General features: G+C 55.6%; 10 protein-coding genes. 8 read left to right on the forward strand and 2 right to left on the reverse strand.

Features of this window, described 5'->3' with window-relative positions; genetic code table 11:
- Positions 1 to 34 precede the first annotated feature (34 nt).
- Positions 35 to 1507 carry an IMP dehydrogenase gene (gene guaB / locus KK078_RS12865; protein ID WP_254090682.1) on the forward strand — a complete coding sequence of 491 codons (1473 nt, stop codon included), beginning with the start codon at positions 35 to 37 and terminating at the stop codon, positions 1505 to 1507.
- Positions 1508 to 2113: 606 nt separating this feature from the next.
- Here the strand turns inward: guaB and KK078_RS12870 are convergent.
- Positions 2114 to 10669, reverse strand: coding sequence for a beta strand repeat-containing protein (locus KK078_RS12870; protein WP_254090683.1), 8556 nt, complete (start codon positions 10667 to 10669; stop codon positions 2114 to 2116).
- Between the two features lie 252 nt (positions 10670 to 10921).
- Here KK078_RS12870 and KK078_RS12875 point away from each other — a divergent pair, with 252 nt between their 5' ends.
- From KK078_RS12875 to KK078_RS12905, 7 genes are all read left to right on the forward strand, one after another.
- A complete protein-coding gene (locus tag KK078_RS12875; protein WP_254090684.1) occupies positions 10922 to 12991 on the forward strand; it encodes a GAF domain-containing SpoIIE family protein phosphatase in 2070 nt (689 codons plus the stop codon).
- Between the two features lie 72 nt (positions 12992 to 13063).
- On the forward strand, positions 13064 to 13402 hold the full coding sequence (locus KK078_RS12880) for an STAS domain-containing protein (protein WP_254090685.1): 339 nt from the start codon (positions 13064 to 13066) through the stop codon (positions 13400 to 13402).
- Positions 13399 to 13818: an ATP-binding protein gene (locus KK078_RS12885; RefSeq protein WP_254090686.1), complete on the forward strand. Its 420-nt coding sequence runs from the start codon at positions 13399 to 13401 to the stop codon at positions 13816 to 13818. Before KK078_RS12880 ends, KK078_RS12885 begins: the two co-directional genes overlap by 4 nt.
- Before the next feature lie 24 nt (positions 13819 to 13842).
- Complete coding sequence (locus KK078_RS12890) at positions 13843 to 15810, forward strand: peptidylprolyl isomerase (RefSeq protein WP_254090687.1); 1968 nt, start codon at positions 13843 to 13845, stop codon at positions 15808 to 15810.
- A complete protein-coding gene (locus KK078_RS12895; RefSeq protein WP_254090688.1) occupies positions 15764 to 16675 on the forward strand; it encodes a peptidyl-prolyl cis-trans isomerase in 912 nt (303 codons plus the stop codon). The genes KK078_RS12890 and KK078_RS12895 overlap by 47 nt, the downstream gene beginning before the upstream one ends.
- Position 16676: 1 nt before the next feature.
- Entirely contained in the window at positions 16677 to 18038 is a 1362-nt protein-coding gene (locus KK078_RS12900) for a peptidylprolyl isomerase (protein ID WP_254090689.1), read from the forward strand.
- Between the two features lie 3 nt (positions 18039 to 18041).
- Positions 18042 to 19007 (forward strand): AAA family ATPase, encoded by a 966-nt coding sequence (locus KK078_RS12905; protein WP_254090690.1) that lies wholly within the window; start codon positions 18042 to 18044, stop codon positions 19005 to 19007.
- Positions 19008 to 19026: 19 nt separating this feature from the next.
- On the opposite strand, the gene KK078_RS12910 is transcribed toward KK078_RS12905, so the two are convergent.
- The coding region (locus KK078_RS12910; RefSeq protein ID WP_254090691.1) for a PAS domain-containing protein at positions 19027 to 19909 on the reverse strand (883 nt) is incomplete at its 5' end.

The following is a 19909-nucleotide window of genomic DNA, read 5'->3' on the forward strand; positions in this document are numbered from 1 at the left end:
TGCCCGGCAAATAATGACTCGTAAATTATTTGCCATGCCACTCGATAATTCTAAGTTCCTTTTCGAAGCGCTCACCTATGATGACGTGCTTCTGGTGCCCGCCTACTCAGACGTACTTCCCCGCGAAACAGACACCTCCAGCTACCTGACCCGGAACATCAAGCTGAACATTCCGATCGTTTCGGCCGCTATGGATACCGTGACGGAAGCGGAACTGGCCATTGGCATCGCCCTCGAAGGCGGCCTTGGTTTCATTCACAAGAACATGAAGATCGCCCTGCAAGCCGAACAGGTGCGCAAGGTAAAACGCTCGCAAAGCGGCCTCATTCTCGACCCTGTCACCCTCGGCATCAACTCTACGGTACAAGATGCCGAGAAGATCATGCGCGAGTTCAAGATCGGCGGTATACCCGTCGTGGACGACAACGGTCAGCTCGTCGGGATCATCACCAACCGCGACCTGCGCTTTCAGAAAGACATGACCGTGCCCGTAGAGCGCATCATGACGAAAGACAACATCATCACGGCCCCCGAAGGTATCACCCTCGAAAAGGCCGAAGGCATACTCAAGAAGTATAAGATCGAGAAGCTGCCGATCATCAACAAAAAGAACAAGCTCACCGGCCTGATCACCTTCAAGGACATTCAGAAAAAACGCAACAAACCCACCGCGTGCCAGGACGAGTTCGGTCGTCTGCGTGTAGGCGCCGCCGTTGGCGTGACGCCGGACATCCTCGAGCGCATCGACGCGCTCAAAGCCGCCGGCGTGGACGTGATCAGCATCGACACCGCCCATGGCCACTCCAAAGGCGTGATGGAAGCCGCCAAGCGTGTAAAGAAAAAATATCCCGACCTCGACCTCATCGTCGGTAACATCGCTACCGGCGACGCCGCCAAGGCACTCTCGAAAGTAGGTGCCGACGCCGTGAAGGTAGGTGTAGGCCCCGGCAGCATCTGTACCACCCGCGTAGTGGCCGGTGTGGGCCTGCCGCAGCTCAGCGCGGTATACGAAGCCTCAAAGGCCCTGAAAGGCTCCGACACCAAAGTCATTGCCGACGGTGGCATCCGCTTCTCCGGCGACATCGTAAAGGCTATTGCCGGCGGTGCCGACAGCGTGATGATCGGCTCCCTGCTGGCCGGTACCGAAGAAGCTCCGGGCGAAATGATCATCTACGAAGGCCGTAAGTTCAAGTCATACCGCGGCATGGGCTCGCTGGAAGCAATGGAAGACGGCTCGAAAGACCGCTACTTCCAGGACGTGGAAGACGACATCAAAAAGCTGGTGCCCGAAGGCATCTCCGGCCGCGTGCCGTTCAAGGGCCTGGTGTCGGAAGTATTGTACCAGCTCGTCGGCGGTCTGAAAGCCGGCATGGGCTACTGCGGTGCCAAGAACATCGAGAAGATGAAACAGGCCAGGTTTGTGAAGATCACGTCGGCCGGTGTGGTGGAAAGCCATCCGCACGATGTGAGCATCACCCGCGAAGCACCGAACTACAGCCGTAAATAATAACAAAACCCTCACCGGGCTGAAAGCCGCCTCCGCAATCCGGGGCGGCTTTTTTGTTTTCAGCCCGATTCGGCACGGGCGGTCTGGAGGCTGCCGGAAGTTTCCAAACGGCTAATCTGGCGTCAGTGTATAGAATATTTCAGTGGTACTGTAATAAGGGATATCCAATAGATATTCAATACCTACATAAGTATTGGATATCTATTGGTTAATTCTTCATTGACTATTGGTTATATATTGAATATTCTGGCTTTTGCCGACAAATTCGCCCCCTTCCGGCAGACTCCCCGCACGCGCCCTGGCCGCCTGGCCGGCACCTGGCGGGTGCACGGCGCGGTCAACGATAAATGTGTCCGGAGGCTACTGATCTGGGGGATGGCTCCGGCGGACCCATCGGTCAAATCCCGCCATCTGTTTTTGTCCGATCCCAACTGTATATACCGTGGCAACTAACGGCTGATCGCACGAGGGGACAGGTGTTTACGAATGAGCAGGTGATCGGAATTGAAACGCTGTTGCCGAAGTGCGCTCGTGCGATCCCTTGTTCTATCGCTAAAAAAAACAGGCTGCCTCGTGAGGCAGCCTGTTTTTGTTGCTGTGTTAGTCTTACAGGTGTACCAGGCGGAACTGTTCCTGGTAGTTGCCGTCGGACAGTTGCAGGATGTAGACGCCGGCGCCGATCTGGTTCATTACTTGTTGCACATTTTCGTTCAGTTCTTGCAGGGTGCCGCTGCCGATATATACTTGCATGCCGCTGGCCGAGGTCAGCACGGCGCGCAACTGGCCGTAGCTCACGTTATCCTGCTGATAGAATGTCACGCGGTCTACTACCGGGTTGGGCTGTATGGACCAGCGGGCTTTTGTGCTTTGCTCGCCGGTGATCTCGAATACTGTCCGTACGTCGCTGTACGAGCCTTGCTGGTCAAGGTCTACCTGACGGATGCGGTAGTAGTAGCGTGTCTGCATGTTGGCTTGGCTGTCGAAGAAGTCATAGTCGTTTTGGTTGTCGCCGTTCAGGGCCGGTACCGTGCCTACCTGGGTAAAGGTGCGGCCGTCTTCCGAACGCTCCACTTCAAAGTGGCTGGCGTTACGCTCCTTCTCGGTGATCCAGTGCAGGGCCACGCCCGCGCCGGCACGTTGTGCCGTGAAGTCGATCCACTGCAGCGGCAGCGGTGTGAACTGGTCGGTCGAGCCGAGGGTGAAGGGGCTGAAGTTCGTTACCGTCGATACTGTTACCGTGCCGGCTACCTGGTCGCCGGTTTGGGTGAAGGCGGCGCTTCCGGGAGGGAAATCCCAGCGGGTGCCGTCCCAGCGTACCACGCGCAGGTTCGCGACAACACCGATGACCGGATCTTTGTAGCTGCCCACATTATAGCTCAGCGTCAGGTCGGCCGCGGCCGTACCGGTGCGCGAGACGACCCAGTATTCATGAATGCTGACATCGCCCACGTTGGTGGTGTTAAACGTGGCGCTGTTGTAGCCGTCGGTCGTGCCGTCGTGCGCGATATATTGTCCTGTCCAGGTGTCGGCCGCAGACGTGCTGCTGACGCGCGCGGGGCGGTAGCGGTTTATCGGGGCCAGGGTATTAAAGCCACCCGAAGGGAATTGGAAGCTGCCACCGGCGTCGATGTCGCGGCGCATAGGGCCGGCGATAAACGATCTTGCGCTGCCTCCCGTCCACGTAGCCGCTGGTGCAAAAATCAGCGGGTTGGTAGCCGACGTGATCATATAGCCGGAATCGAGGGACAATGTGTTGTTCAGTGTAGTGGTCGCCGTGCCGTTGAGGACCACCCGCCCGCCGGACTTCGCCAGCCCTATATCATGGAAGGCGGTGGAGCCGTTTACGGCCTGGCTGTTGGCACCGGTAAAGATCACGCTGCCGGTACCGGGGTTGAAGGTACCGTTGTTGTTCCAGTTGCCGGCGATGGAGATGTCGCGGTTGTTGGCGTTGTTGTCCAGCGTCGTACCCGTCGCGACGGTCATGTTACCGTTCAGGATCAGGTCGGTGTTGGTCATCGTCAGCGTACCGGTACCGATCACGCTCACGTGGTTGTAGGTGTTCCGATTGTTCATCGTCATCGGGGCGATGTACTCGATGGTACCGCCGCCGGCGGACACGAACTGGGTATAGTTACCGGCGGGCAGCGTATTCGTTGCCGTACGCAGGGTACCGGTACCGCTAATGGCGCCGAGGTTGTGGCCTACCGTGGGGGCCGCGAGTGAACCGGTATAGAGCAGACCGTCGATGCGGGTGGTAAACGCACGTTGGCCGGCAGTGTTCATGTTCATGCGGGCACCCTCCAGGATTACCACGGGGCGACCGACCGGGATCTGGCTCAGCGGCGCGCCCTTACCATCCTCCGCCAGCGTCCAGTTCGTGGCCAGGTTCCAGTTGGCGCCCACGGTCTGGTTGGCGGCATTGGTCTGGTTGCTTGTACCGTTTGCGTCGGCAAAGCGGCTGTACACCGGCTGTACGGGGTTGGGCAGGGTCTGATCCGTACCGGCAGTATAGTGGAACTCGCCACCGGCCACCGGCATGTTTGCATTCAGGTCATTGGCAATGGTCAGGATATACGGGTCGTCGCCGGCTGGATTGTTCAGCGAACCGACGGGCCGTGTCCAGCCGATCAGGTTGATCGCATCGAGGTGTGCGCCCACGAAGGTACCGCTGCCACCGCCCACCAGGCCGGTCGGGAATTGATAAACGTGCGAGCCGGTGGCGCTATAGGTCAATGCATTGTCGCGCAGTGTCATCCAGTAATAGTTCAGGATATACTCTCCGTTGGCACTGGCGGTAGGGTGCTGCTCGTTCACAGCAATCACGGTCAGGCGGCCCGGCGTTGTCACGTTCAGCGAATACGTGGCCGGCGTGTAGTTCGTGCGTGTACCCACCGGATAGATAAAGGTGCTGGTGCCTACGGGCCAGTTCCGCACAACCCCCAGGTCGCTCGATACACCGTTGGTGCGGATAAAGCGGTTCGCGCCAGCGTTGCTGACCGGATTGTTCTGGTTACCGAACACCAACTGGTTCGAGGCGATGTTCAGGTAGCGATATGTACCTGAGGTTGTAAAGTCGAGTCTACCGTTGATGGTGGTGTTCCCCACAACGTCGACGGTCTTCGTCGCCGCGGTGCCACCGAGACTCAGGTTTGTGAATGAACCGCCGCCGCTGGTGATGGTGTGTGTCGTGGCTGTGCCGCTCATCACGATCAGGCCCGAGCCCACCTGCGCGCTGTTGTTTATAATGTTGCCGTTTACATTCAGCGTACCCAACACCGAAAGTACTCCGCGCAGGATGTTCAGGTTATTGATCGACGCCGTCCCGTCGAGCGTTGCCACACCGGCGGGTTTGTCGATCGTGATGTTCTGGAACGTACTGCTGGCCGCCAGATCGCCGGTCTGCGCGCCGCTGCCGTTGAATGTAGTGGTATTACCGCCGCCGACCGTTCCATCGTATATACCTGTACCCAGGATGCTCAGGTTACCGCCGATCGTTACATCGAGGGAGTTGGTTTCGAGCTCGGTATTGTTATTGATCCGCAGCGTACCGCCGAGGTTCAGTTTACTGGAGCGAATATTGACGGTCTGCTTGGTGGTCGTACCGAGAATGGACAGATTACCAATGGTCGGCGCAATATTCAGGCTCAGCGCAGTGCTCACGGAAGTCGTGGTGTTTGTACCGATCTCGATCGTCGCATTGGGTGACACCGAGCTGGTTGCCGGGTTGATGTAAAGATCGGCATAGGCCGTTCCAGTCGTCGAGCGGCTGATCGACAGCGTACCGCCGGTCATCGTAAAGCTGCTGCCCGGATTGTTTTCGATCTCGAAGACGCCACGGGTGTTGACGCCTGCGGCGTTACGGCCTGCGACGGTCACCGTCCCACCCGATTGGTTATAGATCAGTGCACCCGCCAGCGTGGTTGTAGGGCGGCGGATGGACCCATTTACATAAAGGTTGCCCCCGCTCACAATGATAGTCGGCGAGCCGGCAGCGGCATATTCGATGTCATTGTTTACCGATCGGTTATTCGCGGCGGCGTTAATATTGACGTTACCTCCCGTTATTTCCAATGTTCCCGCCAGCGTCAGATCGCCGCCGTTCGAATTGACGTTACCGACGATGTTTACCTGGCCTTTGTCCACTTTAAGGCGGGCGGTCGCCGGGATATTATAAGGCGTCGTATTGGTGCTGATCGTATAGGTATCTTCGTTGTTGAACTCGAACGTACCGTTCACCAGGTTCAGCCAGTTCGTGCCGAGCGTCTGTATGCTCCCGCCCATGTCGAACATCAAAACCGGGGTCTGTGAATTGCCTTTGTCGACGGTAACGACGTTTAATATAGTACCATTTGAACCGGTACCGGTTAGGGAGGCGTCGGACGGGCCGGTGAACAAGAGGTTGGCGACATGGCTGGTCGACCGGAGATATAAGCGCCCGTTGTTGATAATGCTTCCGGCGACTGTAATATTGTGTACCTGTGCGGTAGCACCGCTCATATTGAACAGGCCGTTGGTGGCGATTGTCATGTTACCTACGTACATATCCACCGCCGCTTCTGTCCGCAAGCTGAAGGCGCCCTGAAGTATTTCGAAAGTACCATTGATGACAAGCTTACGGTTCGCTGTGTTGTCTATATAGATATTTCCGGCACCGGTCTTCGTCAAATTATTATACACGAGCATGTCGTTGGCTGACAAGTAGATTGTCTGCCCGGTGCCTGGGTTGAGGATCAGGTTGTAATAGTTCAGAAGGTTAAGATTCTGGGGCGCCGAGCCCGAGGCTGGCAACGTTTTGCTATTACCGTACCACTCTATCGTACCGCCATTAGGACCGAGGAAGTTAATAAAGTCTCCCGCGGGGAATACCGATGAAGCGATGCGCAACGTTCCACGCCCAGCCACTGTTCCGCCGCCCACGTTGGTCCCGAAGTTATGCCCCGTGATCGTGCCGCAGTCCAGGAAGGCGTTGACGTTCAACTCGAGGCTGCCACATGATTTGGCCGCATCGGTGATGGTTACCGTGTGATTCAGGGAACCATCTGCCGAGCCGACCACTACGGGGCAGGTAGGGCAGGGTGTGCCGGTGGCTGGCAGAACGCGGTCAGCGTTATTACTCCACGTCGTGTTGGCGTTCCAGACCCCGCTCTGGCGGCTGTAGAATACCCGCACCGCCAGGAAAGCGCCGAGATTGCCAGCGGTATATTCACCATCGAGCATAGAGCCTGCGCTATTCGTCCAGGCCGTGCCCGTATTAAATGTATAGGGAGCGCCATTCACAGCGATGGTTGTTTGCCCAATGCCTGTGCTGGCGTTGTATGCCGCATTGCTATAAGCCCAGCTAAATGTCGCGGGGTCATAGCGGGCGGCGCGATAATCGTTACCCGCGGCTTCTGGTATGGCCGCGCCATACGTATACGTCTTGTGATTGACAGCTCCCAGACCTGCAAAGCCATTGCTGGTGACACGCCAATAAAACTGTACGCTCTGGCCGGTGGCGGTAACGTTGGGGTGCGCGCCGTTTACCGGGCGAACGGTAATGGTCCCTGCCGTGGTCGCGGTGGCGTTGATCGTGATGGGCGCATACGCCACATTCCCCGTTCCTACCGGGAACATTACGTCCGCAGCTGACGTAGCCTGGCGGGTCAATCCGCCAGCATTCTGCAAGCCGCTCGTCTCAATATTACAGTTGTCTCCAAAACCGGCCGTAGCCGCAATGGCACCCAGCACCGTCAGGTTGTGCGACGCGATGTTCAGGGTGGTGTTCGCCTTCACCAAACGGAGTGTATTGGTCACGGTTTGTTTACCGGCGGTGTACACCACAGCACCTGTTTGAACCGTCAGGTTTCCAAAGATACCGTTTGCACCCCCGATGGTATTGGAGGCGGCATTGTTGAGCACGATGACACCCGCGCCCGTACTGGTATGCACGGCGCTGTTGCTCAGTGTACCGGTAACGGTCAGCACCTTGCTGTTGTCAGCCAGGGTGCCGGCTGTAAGTTCCAGCGACGAGGTAATGTCGGGGAATGTACCCGTGCCACCCAACGCCAGCGTGCCGGCCGTTTTTTGCATGACCACCCGGTATAGGTTTGCGATCGTGCCGCTTTGCGTCCAGGCCTGCGCGCCGGTACCGTTAAATGTCGTTGTGTTGTTGTCCGGCCGGTAGGTTGTACCCCCTGCGATCTGGAAATTTCCGCCTACCGTCAGGTCGAGGCTGTTACAATCCAGGAAGGCATCGCCCCCGTTGATAGTCAGGTTATTGAGTACCGTAAGCGGTTGGGCCGGCCGTGTATAGGCGGTACCATCATCGAAGATCTGTGAAGCCAGCACGGCACCGGAAGTGCCGGTGGTGTTCGGTTTAGTGACGTCCAGGTTATAGAATGGCGCCGTAGAGCAGATCGTAAAGTTCACGTTGCTTTCCGGCAGCTGTACATGCACGTCGCCACCTGTTACCTTAACATTTGATGCAGCGGCGTAGATCAGGATACCGCCATTGCGTGTCTGATTAGTAGCATCTGTCGGTCTGGCCACGGTCAGGCTGCCGCCGCTCATTTCAAACGTACATTCCTGGTACGGCAGCGCAAAGCGGGGATATTCGTTAAAGTTGGGCCCGACCTGTCCCGCTGTTCCTACGTTCACCGAGCCACCTGTTTGTTTATATGCAAAGCGGTTGTTGGAACCGAGGTAGGTCGTTCTGATCTGCCAGGTATTAAGGGTACCGCCTTCTATCTGGAACACCCCGGAACCGCCGCCGAGCAGGCCGCGCGAGTATCCCAGGTTCATGGTACCTTTGGTCAGGCGCAGCAAACCGAAGACGTAGATCTGACGCCCGTTGTCGTTGGTGTCGGTTGTATTCGTTACCTGGATATTGACGTTGTCGCCGTTTACCCACAAAGCCGCATTTTGCGGGATCGGCCACCCACCGCCGATGCCACCACCGCCGTTTATCACGAGGTTGGGAATGGTGATGGCCCCTTGTAGTTGCAGCGTACCGTTGATCAGCGACAGCGCATTATCCGATGTATAATTAGGGGCGTTACCCGAATAGTTTTGGTTGGTGGGACCAAACAGACGGAAGTTGGCTGCATCGGTAGAATTGATCGTGAGCATGGCCTGCTGACCAGTGCCCTTGTTGACAATGAGCCGGTAAAAATCGGTTTGCCCATTCAATGTAAAGACGTTGTTGCTTAAGCCTGTCACCGTTGCTTCGACTACATTCCTTTTTAAACCACGGTTATAGATCGTGCCGGTCGTATAAGCGACATCGGTCAACTGCCCATCGCTCTCGTCAAATAGCTTGATCGAACCGTTATTGACAATATTGCCGGTGATGGTCATTTGGTGCGCCGAAGACGGAGTGCCCGTGCTGGTACGGATCTGACCGTTGGCCGATACCGTGAGGTTTCCGCCCAGAACGATATTGCGGCGAGTGGGAGCACCGTTGTTGATCCGCCAGGTAACGGTACCACTGCCGCCTGTCTGTGTGATATTGAAGTCACTGTTGACCGTCAGGTCACTGCCGCTGATAAACGTCACGGCGGCGTTGGTGTTGTTGGTCAGCCACAACTTGTTATAGACTGTTTGCGTCGTGGAAAGCTCGCCTCCCGTATTATAATATTCTACGGTCCCGCCGGTGCCGGCGGCGACGAAGTCGGTATAGGTACCGGAGGGCAGATTGACGCTGCCAATGCGCAACAGGCCGGCACCACTTACGGTACCCAGCGTGTTATTCGTGGTGGTGGCCATGTCTAGCACCGCACCGCCCTGGATCGTGGTGCTGCCGAGCACAATGTTGGAGGTATCGGCCGTAATGGTAAAGCCGTTGAGGATCACTACCTGGTCGCCGGGTTGCGGCGGCAGGTTGAGGGGGTTTACCAGGGTGGTGCCGGAGGGGTCCTGTGTCCAGTTTTCCCAGGTTTTCCAGAGGCCGGTCTGGTAGCTGTACCAGGTCATGGGATACGCATTGGCGGTGCCGATGGTATAATAGTATGTGCCTGTGCGAAGGGGCTGGCCGCCGGCCACCAGGGCAAAATAGTTGTTGGCCTCATTGAGCGGATCGTCGGTATTGTCGTTGAGGGCCGTCCAGGAACCGCCGCTGACGTTCAGGAACCAGATGGTGTTATAGTTGACTTCGACATCGCCGCCGGAAACATCTTCTGTCTGATTATAATAGAAGCGTGCGCCGGTGTTCAGCGTGGTATTTTGGGTGTTGCCCGCGACCATGAGGCGGAAGGTACGGCGCAGCTGGCCCTGGATGCTGGTGTTGAAGATCGGTTTAATGGCCAACGTACTGTTGTCGGTGGGGTCTGTGCCCGCCACTACGTTGCCACCACTCGTCAGATCGAGCGGCGTATAGCCGCCCGTGGGTGTACCGACGGGATAGATCATACGCCACTCTGCCACGTCGCCGTCGTTCTCGCGGATCAGCTGGCTGTTAGCCGTAGGCTTACCGTCAAGCTGGATGTAGCGGGTAGATCCGCCGTTGGCGATGCTCGCCCCACTGCCCAGGGTTACGTTGGCGGGTGCTTGTACCACCAGCAACGCGTTCACGCCGTTGGCACCGGGAAATGTGAGCGTGCGATCGATGTCGAGAGGCAGGCTGGTCGTTAGATTCGTATTGCCGGCAGTTGCCAGCGTCAAGTTATTAAAAGAGGTGGTGCTTCCCGTCCCGCTAACGGTCGGGCTGGTTCCACTAAAGGTCACGGTGGTGACCCTGGTGGTGTTAGCCATGTTGAAGACGTCGTCATTGATCAGGTCGCCCTGAATAATAAGCGTCTGCGTGCTGTTGGCGCCGGTGTTGCCATTCCGGATCGTGCCGCTGTTCGTGACATTGCCTGTGACCGTCAGCGTAGTGCTGCTATTGGTGGTATTGTTGCCCATGATGAGCGTGCCGGTTACGTTCAGACTGGCAATGGTCAGGGTGGCCGGGTTGCCCGTGCGGTAAGTTACCGTGTGCCCGATGACCACCGGGTGGTTAGGTTGCGGCGTACAACCACAGTTACCCCCGCCAACCCCGGTCGTAGACCATGTACCACTTTGGTCCCAATTGCCATTATTTCGGCTGTAATACGTCTGCGCGGCGACGAACTGACATCCCGCAACTGTGCAGAAAAACAGCACTGCGACGGCCGCACGCCGTCCTACTTTTGATACAAGTTGTGTCATACTTAGCAATAAATACTTAGGAACTACTTACGTGTTGACTAAAAAGGTAAAAAGTACATTTTTGTAATCAGCGAAAAGGAGAGGATTTGGGGGACTCCTCCGCGGGGACCATTTTTCCCGCTTTACAAATGTAGATTGTGGCTGATTCGGAAATATTGCAACTGAGGCTCATTTCCCCGCCATGTAACCTTTCCGAATTATTCCTATTATTGCGGAGCCAATCTTAGCTTGATTGGCATTTTTTTATTCATTATGCGCACCAAAGCCATCACCCGTCTGCTTTTTCTGGTGGGAGTCATCACCTGGCTGGCCTTGGTATTTGCGGAGATTTCGATCGTATTCAGCATTTCGAGCAACCTGAAGCAAGAGTTGCCCACCTGGCTGCCCGGCATCCTGCTGAACCTGTACATTCTGTCTGTCTTCTATTATTTCAAATTGCGGATTGAACGCGACGAAGTCCTCAACTTCGTCGACCTGCTCTGGCGTGTCTTTGCCACCGGGTTGGTGTCAACCGTGATCTCGCTCAGTTTGCGGCTGCTGGAGGTGCTCATGGGCAGTACCCGCCTGCCCAAGAACCTCGTCTTTAACGACTTCATCTACCTGATCAACCTGGGGCTCATGATCGGCTTTCTGCTCATGGCCTTTACGGTGTGGAAACGGCTTATTTTATATCAAAAGTCCAAGTGGCTGCTGCGTCTCTGGACGTTCTTCGAGGTGGGGCTGCTGCTCTCCCTGCTGTATAACAGCTTCAACATACCGGTGGTGGAGTGGTTGTACGGCACCATGTTCGGCATCTTTGTACTGACCGGCCTGGTGCTGTCGGGCAACATGAAGTGGGTGGCTTACCTCAACTTCCGCCAGAAATGGACCAGCCTGTTGCTGCTGCTGCTCACGATCTTTTACCTGCTGTACCTCATCTATACCAACCGCACCCTGGTGGCCATGCTCAGCCAGGCCATGCCGTCTATGTCGGTCCTGACCGACTACCAGGAGCATATCTTCATTCTGTCGGTGATCGTTTTTGTGACGGTGTACAGCATTTTCTCGTTCCTCGTGATCCTGTTCAACCTGCCGACGACGTCGGTCTTCGAGCAAAAGCTGGAGGAGGTGGTGAACTTCCAGCGCATCAGCCAGTCGATCCAGACCGAGCAGAGCGAGGACAGCGTATACAATATTTTGCTGGAGACATCCGTCAGTACAGTATTCGCCGACGCGGCGTGGCTGGAGGTCAACCTGCGCCAGCAGAATTACCGTCTGTTCACCTATAAGATCACCGAGAAAGAGGCGCACGATATCATCAATCACCTCAAGACACACAACATCAAGGGCATTCTTGAGCAGAGCAGCGACAAGACCAAGAACCTGTCCAGGCACCTGTCCTCGTTGAAGGGCTCGCGCTTCCGGTCGATCCTGGCCTTTCCGATCTACGTCAAGGGCGAGAACATCGGCACGCTGGCGTTGCTGCGCGAGCTGCCCGAAGGTTTTAATAAAGAGATGACGAAGATCGTGTCGACGTTTGCCAACCAGGCGGGCATATCGATCGAGAACTTCCGCCTCATGGAAGAGGCTTTGCAAAACGAACGTTACAAGGAGGAACTAAAGATTGCCAAGACGGTGCAAAAAAGCCTGCTGCCCGATGTCCTGGAAAAAGACGACGACTTCGAGATCGCGGCGTTCTCTGAGTCGGCAGACGAAGTAGGGGGAGATTATTACGACACGCTGCGCATTAACGACCACCTGGTCTCGCTCATTATTGCGGACGTTTCGGGCAAGGGTACGACGGCGGCGTTCCACATGTCGCAGATGAAAGGAATTTTTCATAGCCTGGCGCAGGAAGACATTGAACCAGATGAGTTCATGGCGCGTTCTAACCAGGCATTGGTATACTGTCTGGAACGCGGATCGTTCATTTCGGCCACCTATTTCCTGATCAACACCCAAACGAAGAAGATCCGCTATGCGCGTGCAGGGCACTGCCCGGTATTGTATTACAGCACGTCAAAAAAATCCACGGAATATTTCAAAGACAAAGGGGTTGCGCTGGGTATGGTGCGCAACAAGAGCTATAAGAAATTTATCCAGGCAAACGAATTCAGCTATTGCCCCGGCGATATCATGGTGCTGTATACCGACGGCATCACGGAAGCGAAGGATGGCAAGAATGAAGAGTTCGGCTATGACCGCCTGGCGCAGGTAGTGGGGGAGGTACAAGATCTTCCCGTGCGGGAAATACAGGAGCAGCTGATCCAGCGCCTGTACGAATTTTCGGGTACGGAGAATATCAACGACGACTACACCACCATGATCGTAAAATTCAAATAACAGGCGGCAGCGCCCTGAAAAGGGCAGCCGAGAAGGAACTAAAACATTAAAATTAAAACAACGTTATAACCTATGATCCACATCAGGAGAATACAGGAAGACGGTGCAGATGTGATCGCACTCATCGGCGAAATCGACGCCAGTTCTTCCATAGAGCTTGATCTGGCGATTGCCAAGAGTGTGGGAGAAGGATTTAAAAAGATCCTTGTGGACTGCGGTGCGCTCGAATACATTTCATCAGCGGGATTAGGGGTGTTTATGTCGTATATCGAAGAGTTCAAGGACCGCGGCATCAGGATGGTGCTGTTTGGTATGAGCGACAAGGTGTGGAATACATTCAGTATCCTGGGGCTGGACGAGCTGCTGCAGATTGGAAAAGATAAGGTAGAGGCAAAGCAAATGATCGCATGAAATACGTGCACAAAGTTGGATGCAGCATCGAAAACCTGAAGGGTGTGCGCGATTTTATACGGGTATCGCTCAAGAATCACGGGGTGGCCGATCTGGAGATCAGCGAGATCGTACTGGCGCTGGACGAGATGTGTTCAAACCTGATGATACACGCCCACCACTGCAACCCCGAAGACTTGTTTGAACTGCACATCGACATCGATAAAAACGATCCCGTGGTCTTTGAGATCGTAGACGACGGCACGGTATTCGACATCAATCAATTTCACGCGCCTGCGCTCGACAACATTGTACAAGAGAAACGCAAGGGCGGCCTCGGCATCCGCCTGGTAAAATCAATCATGGATAAAATAGAATATCAAAATATCAGCGGCCGGAATGTATGCCGTCTGATCAAATCCGTTCATTTCCAGTAATCTCCTTACCCCGAACCAACGCCTATGAGACTATTTGCAGTGTGTATCCTGCTCGGTTGTGCTTTTGCTACCACCCCCCTGCAGGCACAGAAACAAAAAAAGGCGCCCAAGCCCGTCGTGTTGTTTACCGTGAGCAAGACGCCCGTTACCGCCGAAGAGTTTATCTATCTCTACAACAAAAATCACCAGAACAAGACGGAAGACTTCACCACGGCGAAGATTGAAGAATACCTCACCTTGTTCATCCACTTCAAGCTCAAGGTAGAAGAGGCCCGCCGGCGCGGCATGGACACCACGGCCAGCTTTATACGCGAGTACAACCAGTATAAGGACGAGCTACGCCGCCCCTACCTGCCCGACACCAAGATCACCGACAGCCTCACGCGGCTTACATACGACCGCCTGAAGGAAGAAGTAAAGGCCTCGCACATTCTGCTCAACATCAAAGCCGATGCTTCTCCCGCCGACACCCTGTCGGTATATAATCGCCTCCTCGAGATCCGCAATAAGATCGTGGCCGGCGAAGACTTTGGCAAAGCGGCCATGCAATATTCCGAAGACCCTTCCGCTCGCATGAACCAGGGCAACCTGGGTTACTTCACGGCGCTGCAGATGGTCTACCCGTTTGAGAATGCCGCCTATACCACCAAACCCGGCCAGGTAAGCATGCCGGTGCGTACGCGTTTTGGCTACCACCTGGTATATGTTGCCGACCGTCGCCCCTCGCAGGGCGAAGTAGAGGTGTCGCACATCATGCTGCGCACGGGCGAAGGCAAAGACAACGACAAGGTAAAGAATCAGATCTTCGACCTCTACGACCAGCTGCAGGCGGGTGTGAAGTGGGAAGATCTGTGTAAACAATATTCGGAAGACCCGGGTTCGAAAGACAACGGCGGCAAATTGCGTCCCTTTGGCCCCGGCGCCATGGCCAGCATTCCCGACTTTGAGCGCACCGCCTTTGCGTTGAAGAACGCCGGCGAGATTTCCGATCCTTTTCAGACCGCCTACGGGTGGCACATCATGCGGCTGGAGCGCAAAATTCCGCTGGGTACTTTTGAAGCGGTAAGCCCTACCCTCAAGGGCCGCGTGAACCGAGACGAGCGCACCCAGCTGTCCAAGCAGGCCATGGAGGCCAAGTGGCGCCGCGACTACCAGTTCCGCGAAGATCCGGTCGTAAAGGCGCGGGTGCTGGCCCTGGGCGACACTTCCCTGCGCCACGCCCAGTGGAAGGCCCCGGCGGTGGCCAATGCCTCGCGCGACATGCTTTTTTCACTCAGCGGCAAGCCTTACACGGCACAAGACTTTTTGCAATACGTGCAGAAAATGCAACGCCCCAACACGCAGGACCCCGCCAAGTATTTGGAGCAGTTATACAACCATTTTGTCGATGCCAGCATCCTATCGCTGCTGGAAGCCAGGATCGCGCGTGAAAATCCCGACTATGGCTACCTCTTAAAAGAATATTACGAAGGCATTTTGCTGTTCGAGATCATGGAAAAGGAGGTTTGGAACAAGGCTTCGACCGATTCGGTGGGGCAACGGCGCTTCTTCGAGGCGCACACCGCCCAATATAAAGCCGGTGAGCGGGCTCGTGCTACGTTCTTTTCGGCCTCCACGCCGGATTTTCAGGCTACGCTGCGGCCGCTGCTGCAGGGCAAAAACGACGAATACCGCATTCAGCAAGTGGCCGGCGAAAACAAGGTGAAGTCGGAAACCGGCGTTTTTTCGAAAGAGGAGAAGCCCGTGCTGGCAAAGGTCACCTGGGCTCCTGGCGTATACACCGCAGAAAATAACGGATTGTATTACCTTGTACGGCTCAGCGAGATAATTCCCCCGGGCCCCATGACGTTTGAAGAGGCAAGGCCGGCGGTCATCTCCGACTACCAGGGCGACCTGGAAAAACGCTGGATTGAGGAATTAAAGAAAAAATACCCCGTAAAAGTGAATGGAAAAGGGAAGCAATACACTCTTCAGAAACTTCAGGCAAAGTAAAGGCTGCTACTGGTTGCTGGCAGCCCTGCTGATGACGGGTTGCGACCTTATCAAAATGAAAAACGACTCGGGCAGCGCCGCCGGGGAACGGCAGGCTGTGGCCCGCGTAGGCGACAGCCACCTGTACCGCGACGAGCTGGCAGGCTTTGTTGCCCCCGGCACGTCGCCGCAGGACAGCGCCACCCACATGGAAGCGTACATCAACAGCTGGGTACGCAAGCAGCTGCTCATCCAGGAGGCCAGCCGCAAGATCGACATTGACGAAGCCGCCGTGGAACGCAAGATCCTGGACTACCGCTACAGTATCATCGCCTATGAGTATCAGACATACTACATCAAAGAGCACCTGGACACGGTCATTGCCAACAGCGAGATCGAAAAATACTACAAGGACAACATCGACAATTTTATCCTGAAGCAGAACATCGTCCAGGCAACGTTCATCAAGGTGCCCAAAAACGCGCCCCGTACAGGAAAAATCAAAGAATTGATCTATTCCAGCCGCGACAAGGACGAGAAGGAGCTGAAGTCGTACTGCCTCAGCTTTTCGGCGGCATACCACATTTCCGATTCCAGCTGGATGGTGTTCGACGAACTGGTGCGGAATTCGCCGCTGGCGGAGATTCCCAATAAAATTCAGTTTTTAAAAACCACACCGTACTACGAAACCTCCGACGATAGCTATCTTTACTTTTTAATGGTGGACCAATACCGGATATCCGACAACGTTTCCCCCCTGGAGTTTGTCAAAGACGATATCCGCAACATCATCTTAAACAAGCGCAAGGTAGAGCTGGCCAAACGGCTGGAGGACGAGACGTATACAAAAGCATTGGACCAAAAGGAATTTGAGATCTTTAAGTAATATGAATATAGCAGGAATATCGAGGTACGTGACCCTGACGCTGTTTGCCGGCGTCATGGCCTTTCAGGCTTCGGCACAGGAGAACGAGGAGGCGGCAGGCTTTGTGGTAGATGAGATCATCTCCAAAGTAGACAACTACATTGTGTTGAAGTCCGACCTGGACCGGCTTTACCAGGACCAGCTGACCAACGGTCGCCCGCCCGGCCAGCAACTGCGTTGTCAGCTCCTGGCGATGCTCATCCGCAATAAGCTCATGATGGCCAAGGCCGAGATCGACTCGGTGGTGGTGCTGGACGCCGAGGTAGACGCCAACACCCAGCGCCGTATGGACATGATCCTGTCGCAGTCCGGCCGCTCGGCAGACGAGCTGGAAGAGCTGTATGGCAAGCCGCTGGAACAGGTGCGCGCAGAGCTGCGCGACCAGGTGCGCGAGCAGATGATCGTAAACAAAATGGAAGACGTGATGACCGACGGGATCGTGGTAACGCCCGCCGAAGTACGTCGCTTCTTTGGCAAGATCCCCAAGGACAGCCTTCCGTATTTCTCGGCTTCGGTAGAAGTAGCACAGATCGTCAAGATCGCCAAGGTCAGCGAAGACCAGAAGAATATCACACGCACCGAGCTGGTGGCGTTGCGCAACCGGCTGCTGGGCGGCGAAGACTGGGCTACGCTGGCGAAGAAATATTCTTCCGACCCCAGCGTGATCACCAACGGTGGCGACATGGGCTGGTCGGGCCGTGGCCGCATGGTGCCTGAGTACGAGGCCATGGCGTTTAAGCTCAAGCCCAACGAGATCTCCATGCCTTTCGAGTCGCCCTTCGGCTTTCACATCATGCAGCTGCTCGAGCGTCGTGGTAACGAGTATCACTCCCGCCACATCCTGATTTCACCGAAGCCTTCCGAGGCCGACCTGGCAAAGGCCAGCCACAACCTGGACAGCATCCGTACGCTGATCGTCAACGACAGCATCAAGTTCCAGAAGGCGGCGAAAGAAGTTTCGGACGACGTAGAGACAAAAGGCAACGGCGGTTTCTTCAGCGATCCCAACGGCGGCATCCGCCTGATGGTAGACGAGCTGGACCCGGTGGTGTTCTTCAAGCTTGACTCGATGCAGATCGGCGATATTTCCCGGCCTATTGTATACCGCACGGACGATGGTAAAGACGCGGTGCGGATCTTATACTACCGTTCGCGCATTGCCCCGCACCAGGCATCGCTCGAACAAGATTGGTCGCGGATCCAGGACGCCACCCTGAATGAGAAAAAGGACCGTATCTTGCAAAAGTGGTTTCAGAAGGCCCGGAAGGATGTCTTTATCAGCATCGATCCCGCCTATGATTTTTGTGGAATTTTAGATGAATAACGAATGACGAAGTTTGCCTCTGATGTCGAAGCTGCCGATGCCCTTGCCTCGGCCTATAAGAATTTAAAGTCTGAAATATCAAAGGTCGTTGTCGGCCAGGAAGACGTTGTACAACAGATCCTGACAGCCATCTTTTGTCATGGCCATTCGTTGCTGGTCGGTGTACCGGGGCTTGCCAAGACCCTGCTGGTACAAACCATCGCCACCTCGCTCGAGCTGCAGTTCAAGCGGGTACAGTTTACGCCCGACCTGATGCCGTCAGACATCGTCGGCGCCGAAACGATGGACAAAGAACGCAACTTCAAATTTGTGCGCGGTCCGATCTTTGCCAACATCGTACTGGCCGACGAGATCAATCGTACGCCTCCGAAAACACAGGCCGCCCTGCTGGAAGCCATGCAGGAATATGCCGTGACCATTGCCGGCCAGCGCTACGAGCTGCCGCGTCCGTTCTTTGTACTCGCTACGCAAAACCCCATCGAGCAGGAAGGAACTTACCCGCTGCCCGAAGCGCAGCTCGACCGTTTTATGTTCAACATTCAACTTACCTACCCTTCGTTCCGCGAAGAAGTAGAGGTGGTGAAGAATACCACCAGCGACGAGTCGCGCCAGGTGAACAAGGTGTTGAACGCAGACGAGATCGCCTACTTTCAGCACCTGGTTCGCCGGGTAAGCATTGTCGACAACGTCATTGAATACGCCGTGGGCCTGGTCAACAAGACCCGTCCGGGTGTAGCCGGCGCATCGGCCGTCGCCACCGAGTTTCTCGAGTGGGGCGCGGGGCCGCGGGCATCGCAGTTCCTGGTGCTGGGTGCCAAATGCCACGCCCTGCTTCACGGCAAATATTCACCCGACATCGACGACGTGCGTGCCATTGCCAAGCCCGTGCTGCGCCACCGCATCGTACGGAACTTCAAGGCCGAGGCGGAAGGCATCAGCGTTGATGAGCTGATCGAGCGCCTGATCTAACGCCCTTCCCCCTACCGTATTACCGCACCAGGTCCAGCAGTCCCATGCGGCGCATCTGGCGGAAGAATAACTTTTCCGCTACGTCGTCGTCTTTGATGTGGTATCGGGCACCGATATACTTCACGGTCTGGCCGTCTTCGATCACCGGTACGATCGTCGAGTCCACCCAATAGTGCGATCCGTCTTTCTTGCGGTTTTTGATGATCCCGTTAAAGGCCTTGCCCGCTTTGATCTCCGCCCACATCTGCCGGAAGATCTCCTTGGGCATCTCGGGGTGGCGGATCAGGTTGTGCGCTTTGCCGATCAGCTCTTCCTGCGAATACTGCGAGATCTCGCAGAACTTTTCATTGACAAACGTAATGGTACCATGCAGGTCTGATTCCGACAGGATGGTGGTCAGACCCAATACTTTTTCGCGGGCCTCGAGTGCGTGGCGAATGGCTGTGTTGCGTTCCAGCTGGCGGCTCATCTGTTCCTGAATGGCCTGGATCTCTTCCATGTTCTGCCGCATCTCCTCCTCCTGGCTGCGCAGCTCTTCGGTCTGGCGCTGCGAGGCTTCCAGCAGCGTGCGCACATGGTCGTTGGTCTTCATGGATTGGATCACCGAGGCGAAAGCTTCCGCCGCTTTCTCTAAAAACTTCACGGTGTTATCACTCAGTTTTTTAAACGACGCGATCTCGAGTATGCCGTTCACCTGGTCGTTGGTCTTGAGGGGTATAATGGCGACAAAGCCCGGGGCGGCCGTGCCCAGCCCTGACGTAATGCGGATATAGTCTTTGGGCACCTGGTGTAATACAATGGTTTCTTTTTCAAAATAACACTGCCCCACCAGGCCTTCCCCCAGCGCAATGGTCCTGGCCATGTGTTTTTTCCGGTCGTAGGCATAACACGCGGCCAGGGTT

This window comes from Dawidia soli, from assembly GCF_018598185.1.
Classification (GTDB): Bacteria; Bacteroidota; Bacteroidia; order Cytophagales; family Cyclobacteriaceae; genus Ohtaekwangia; species Ohtaekwangia soli.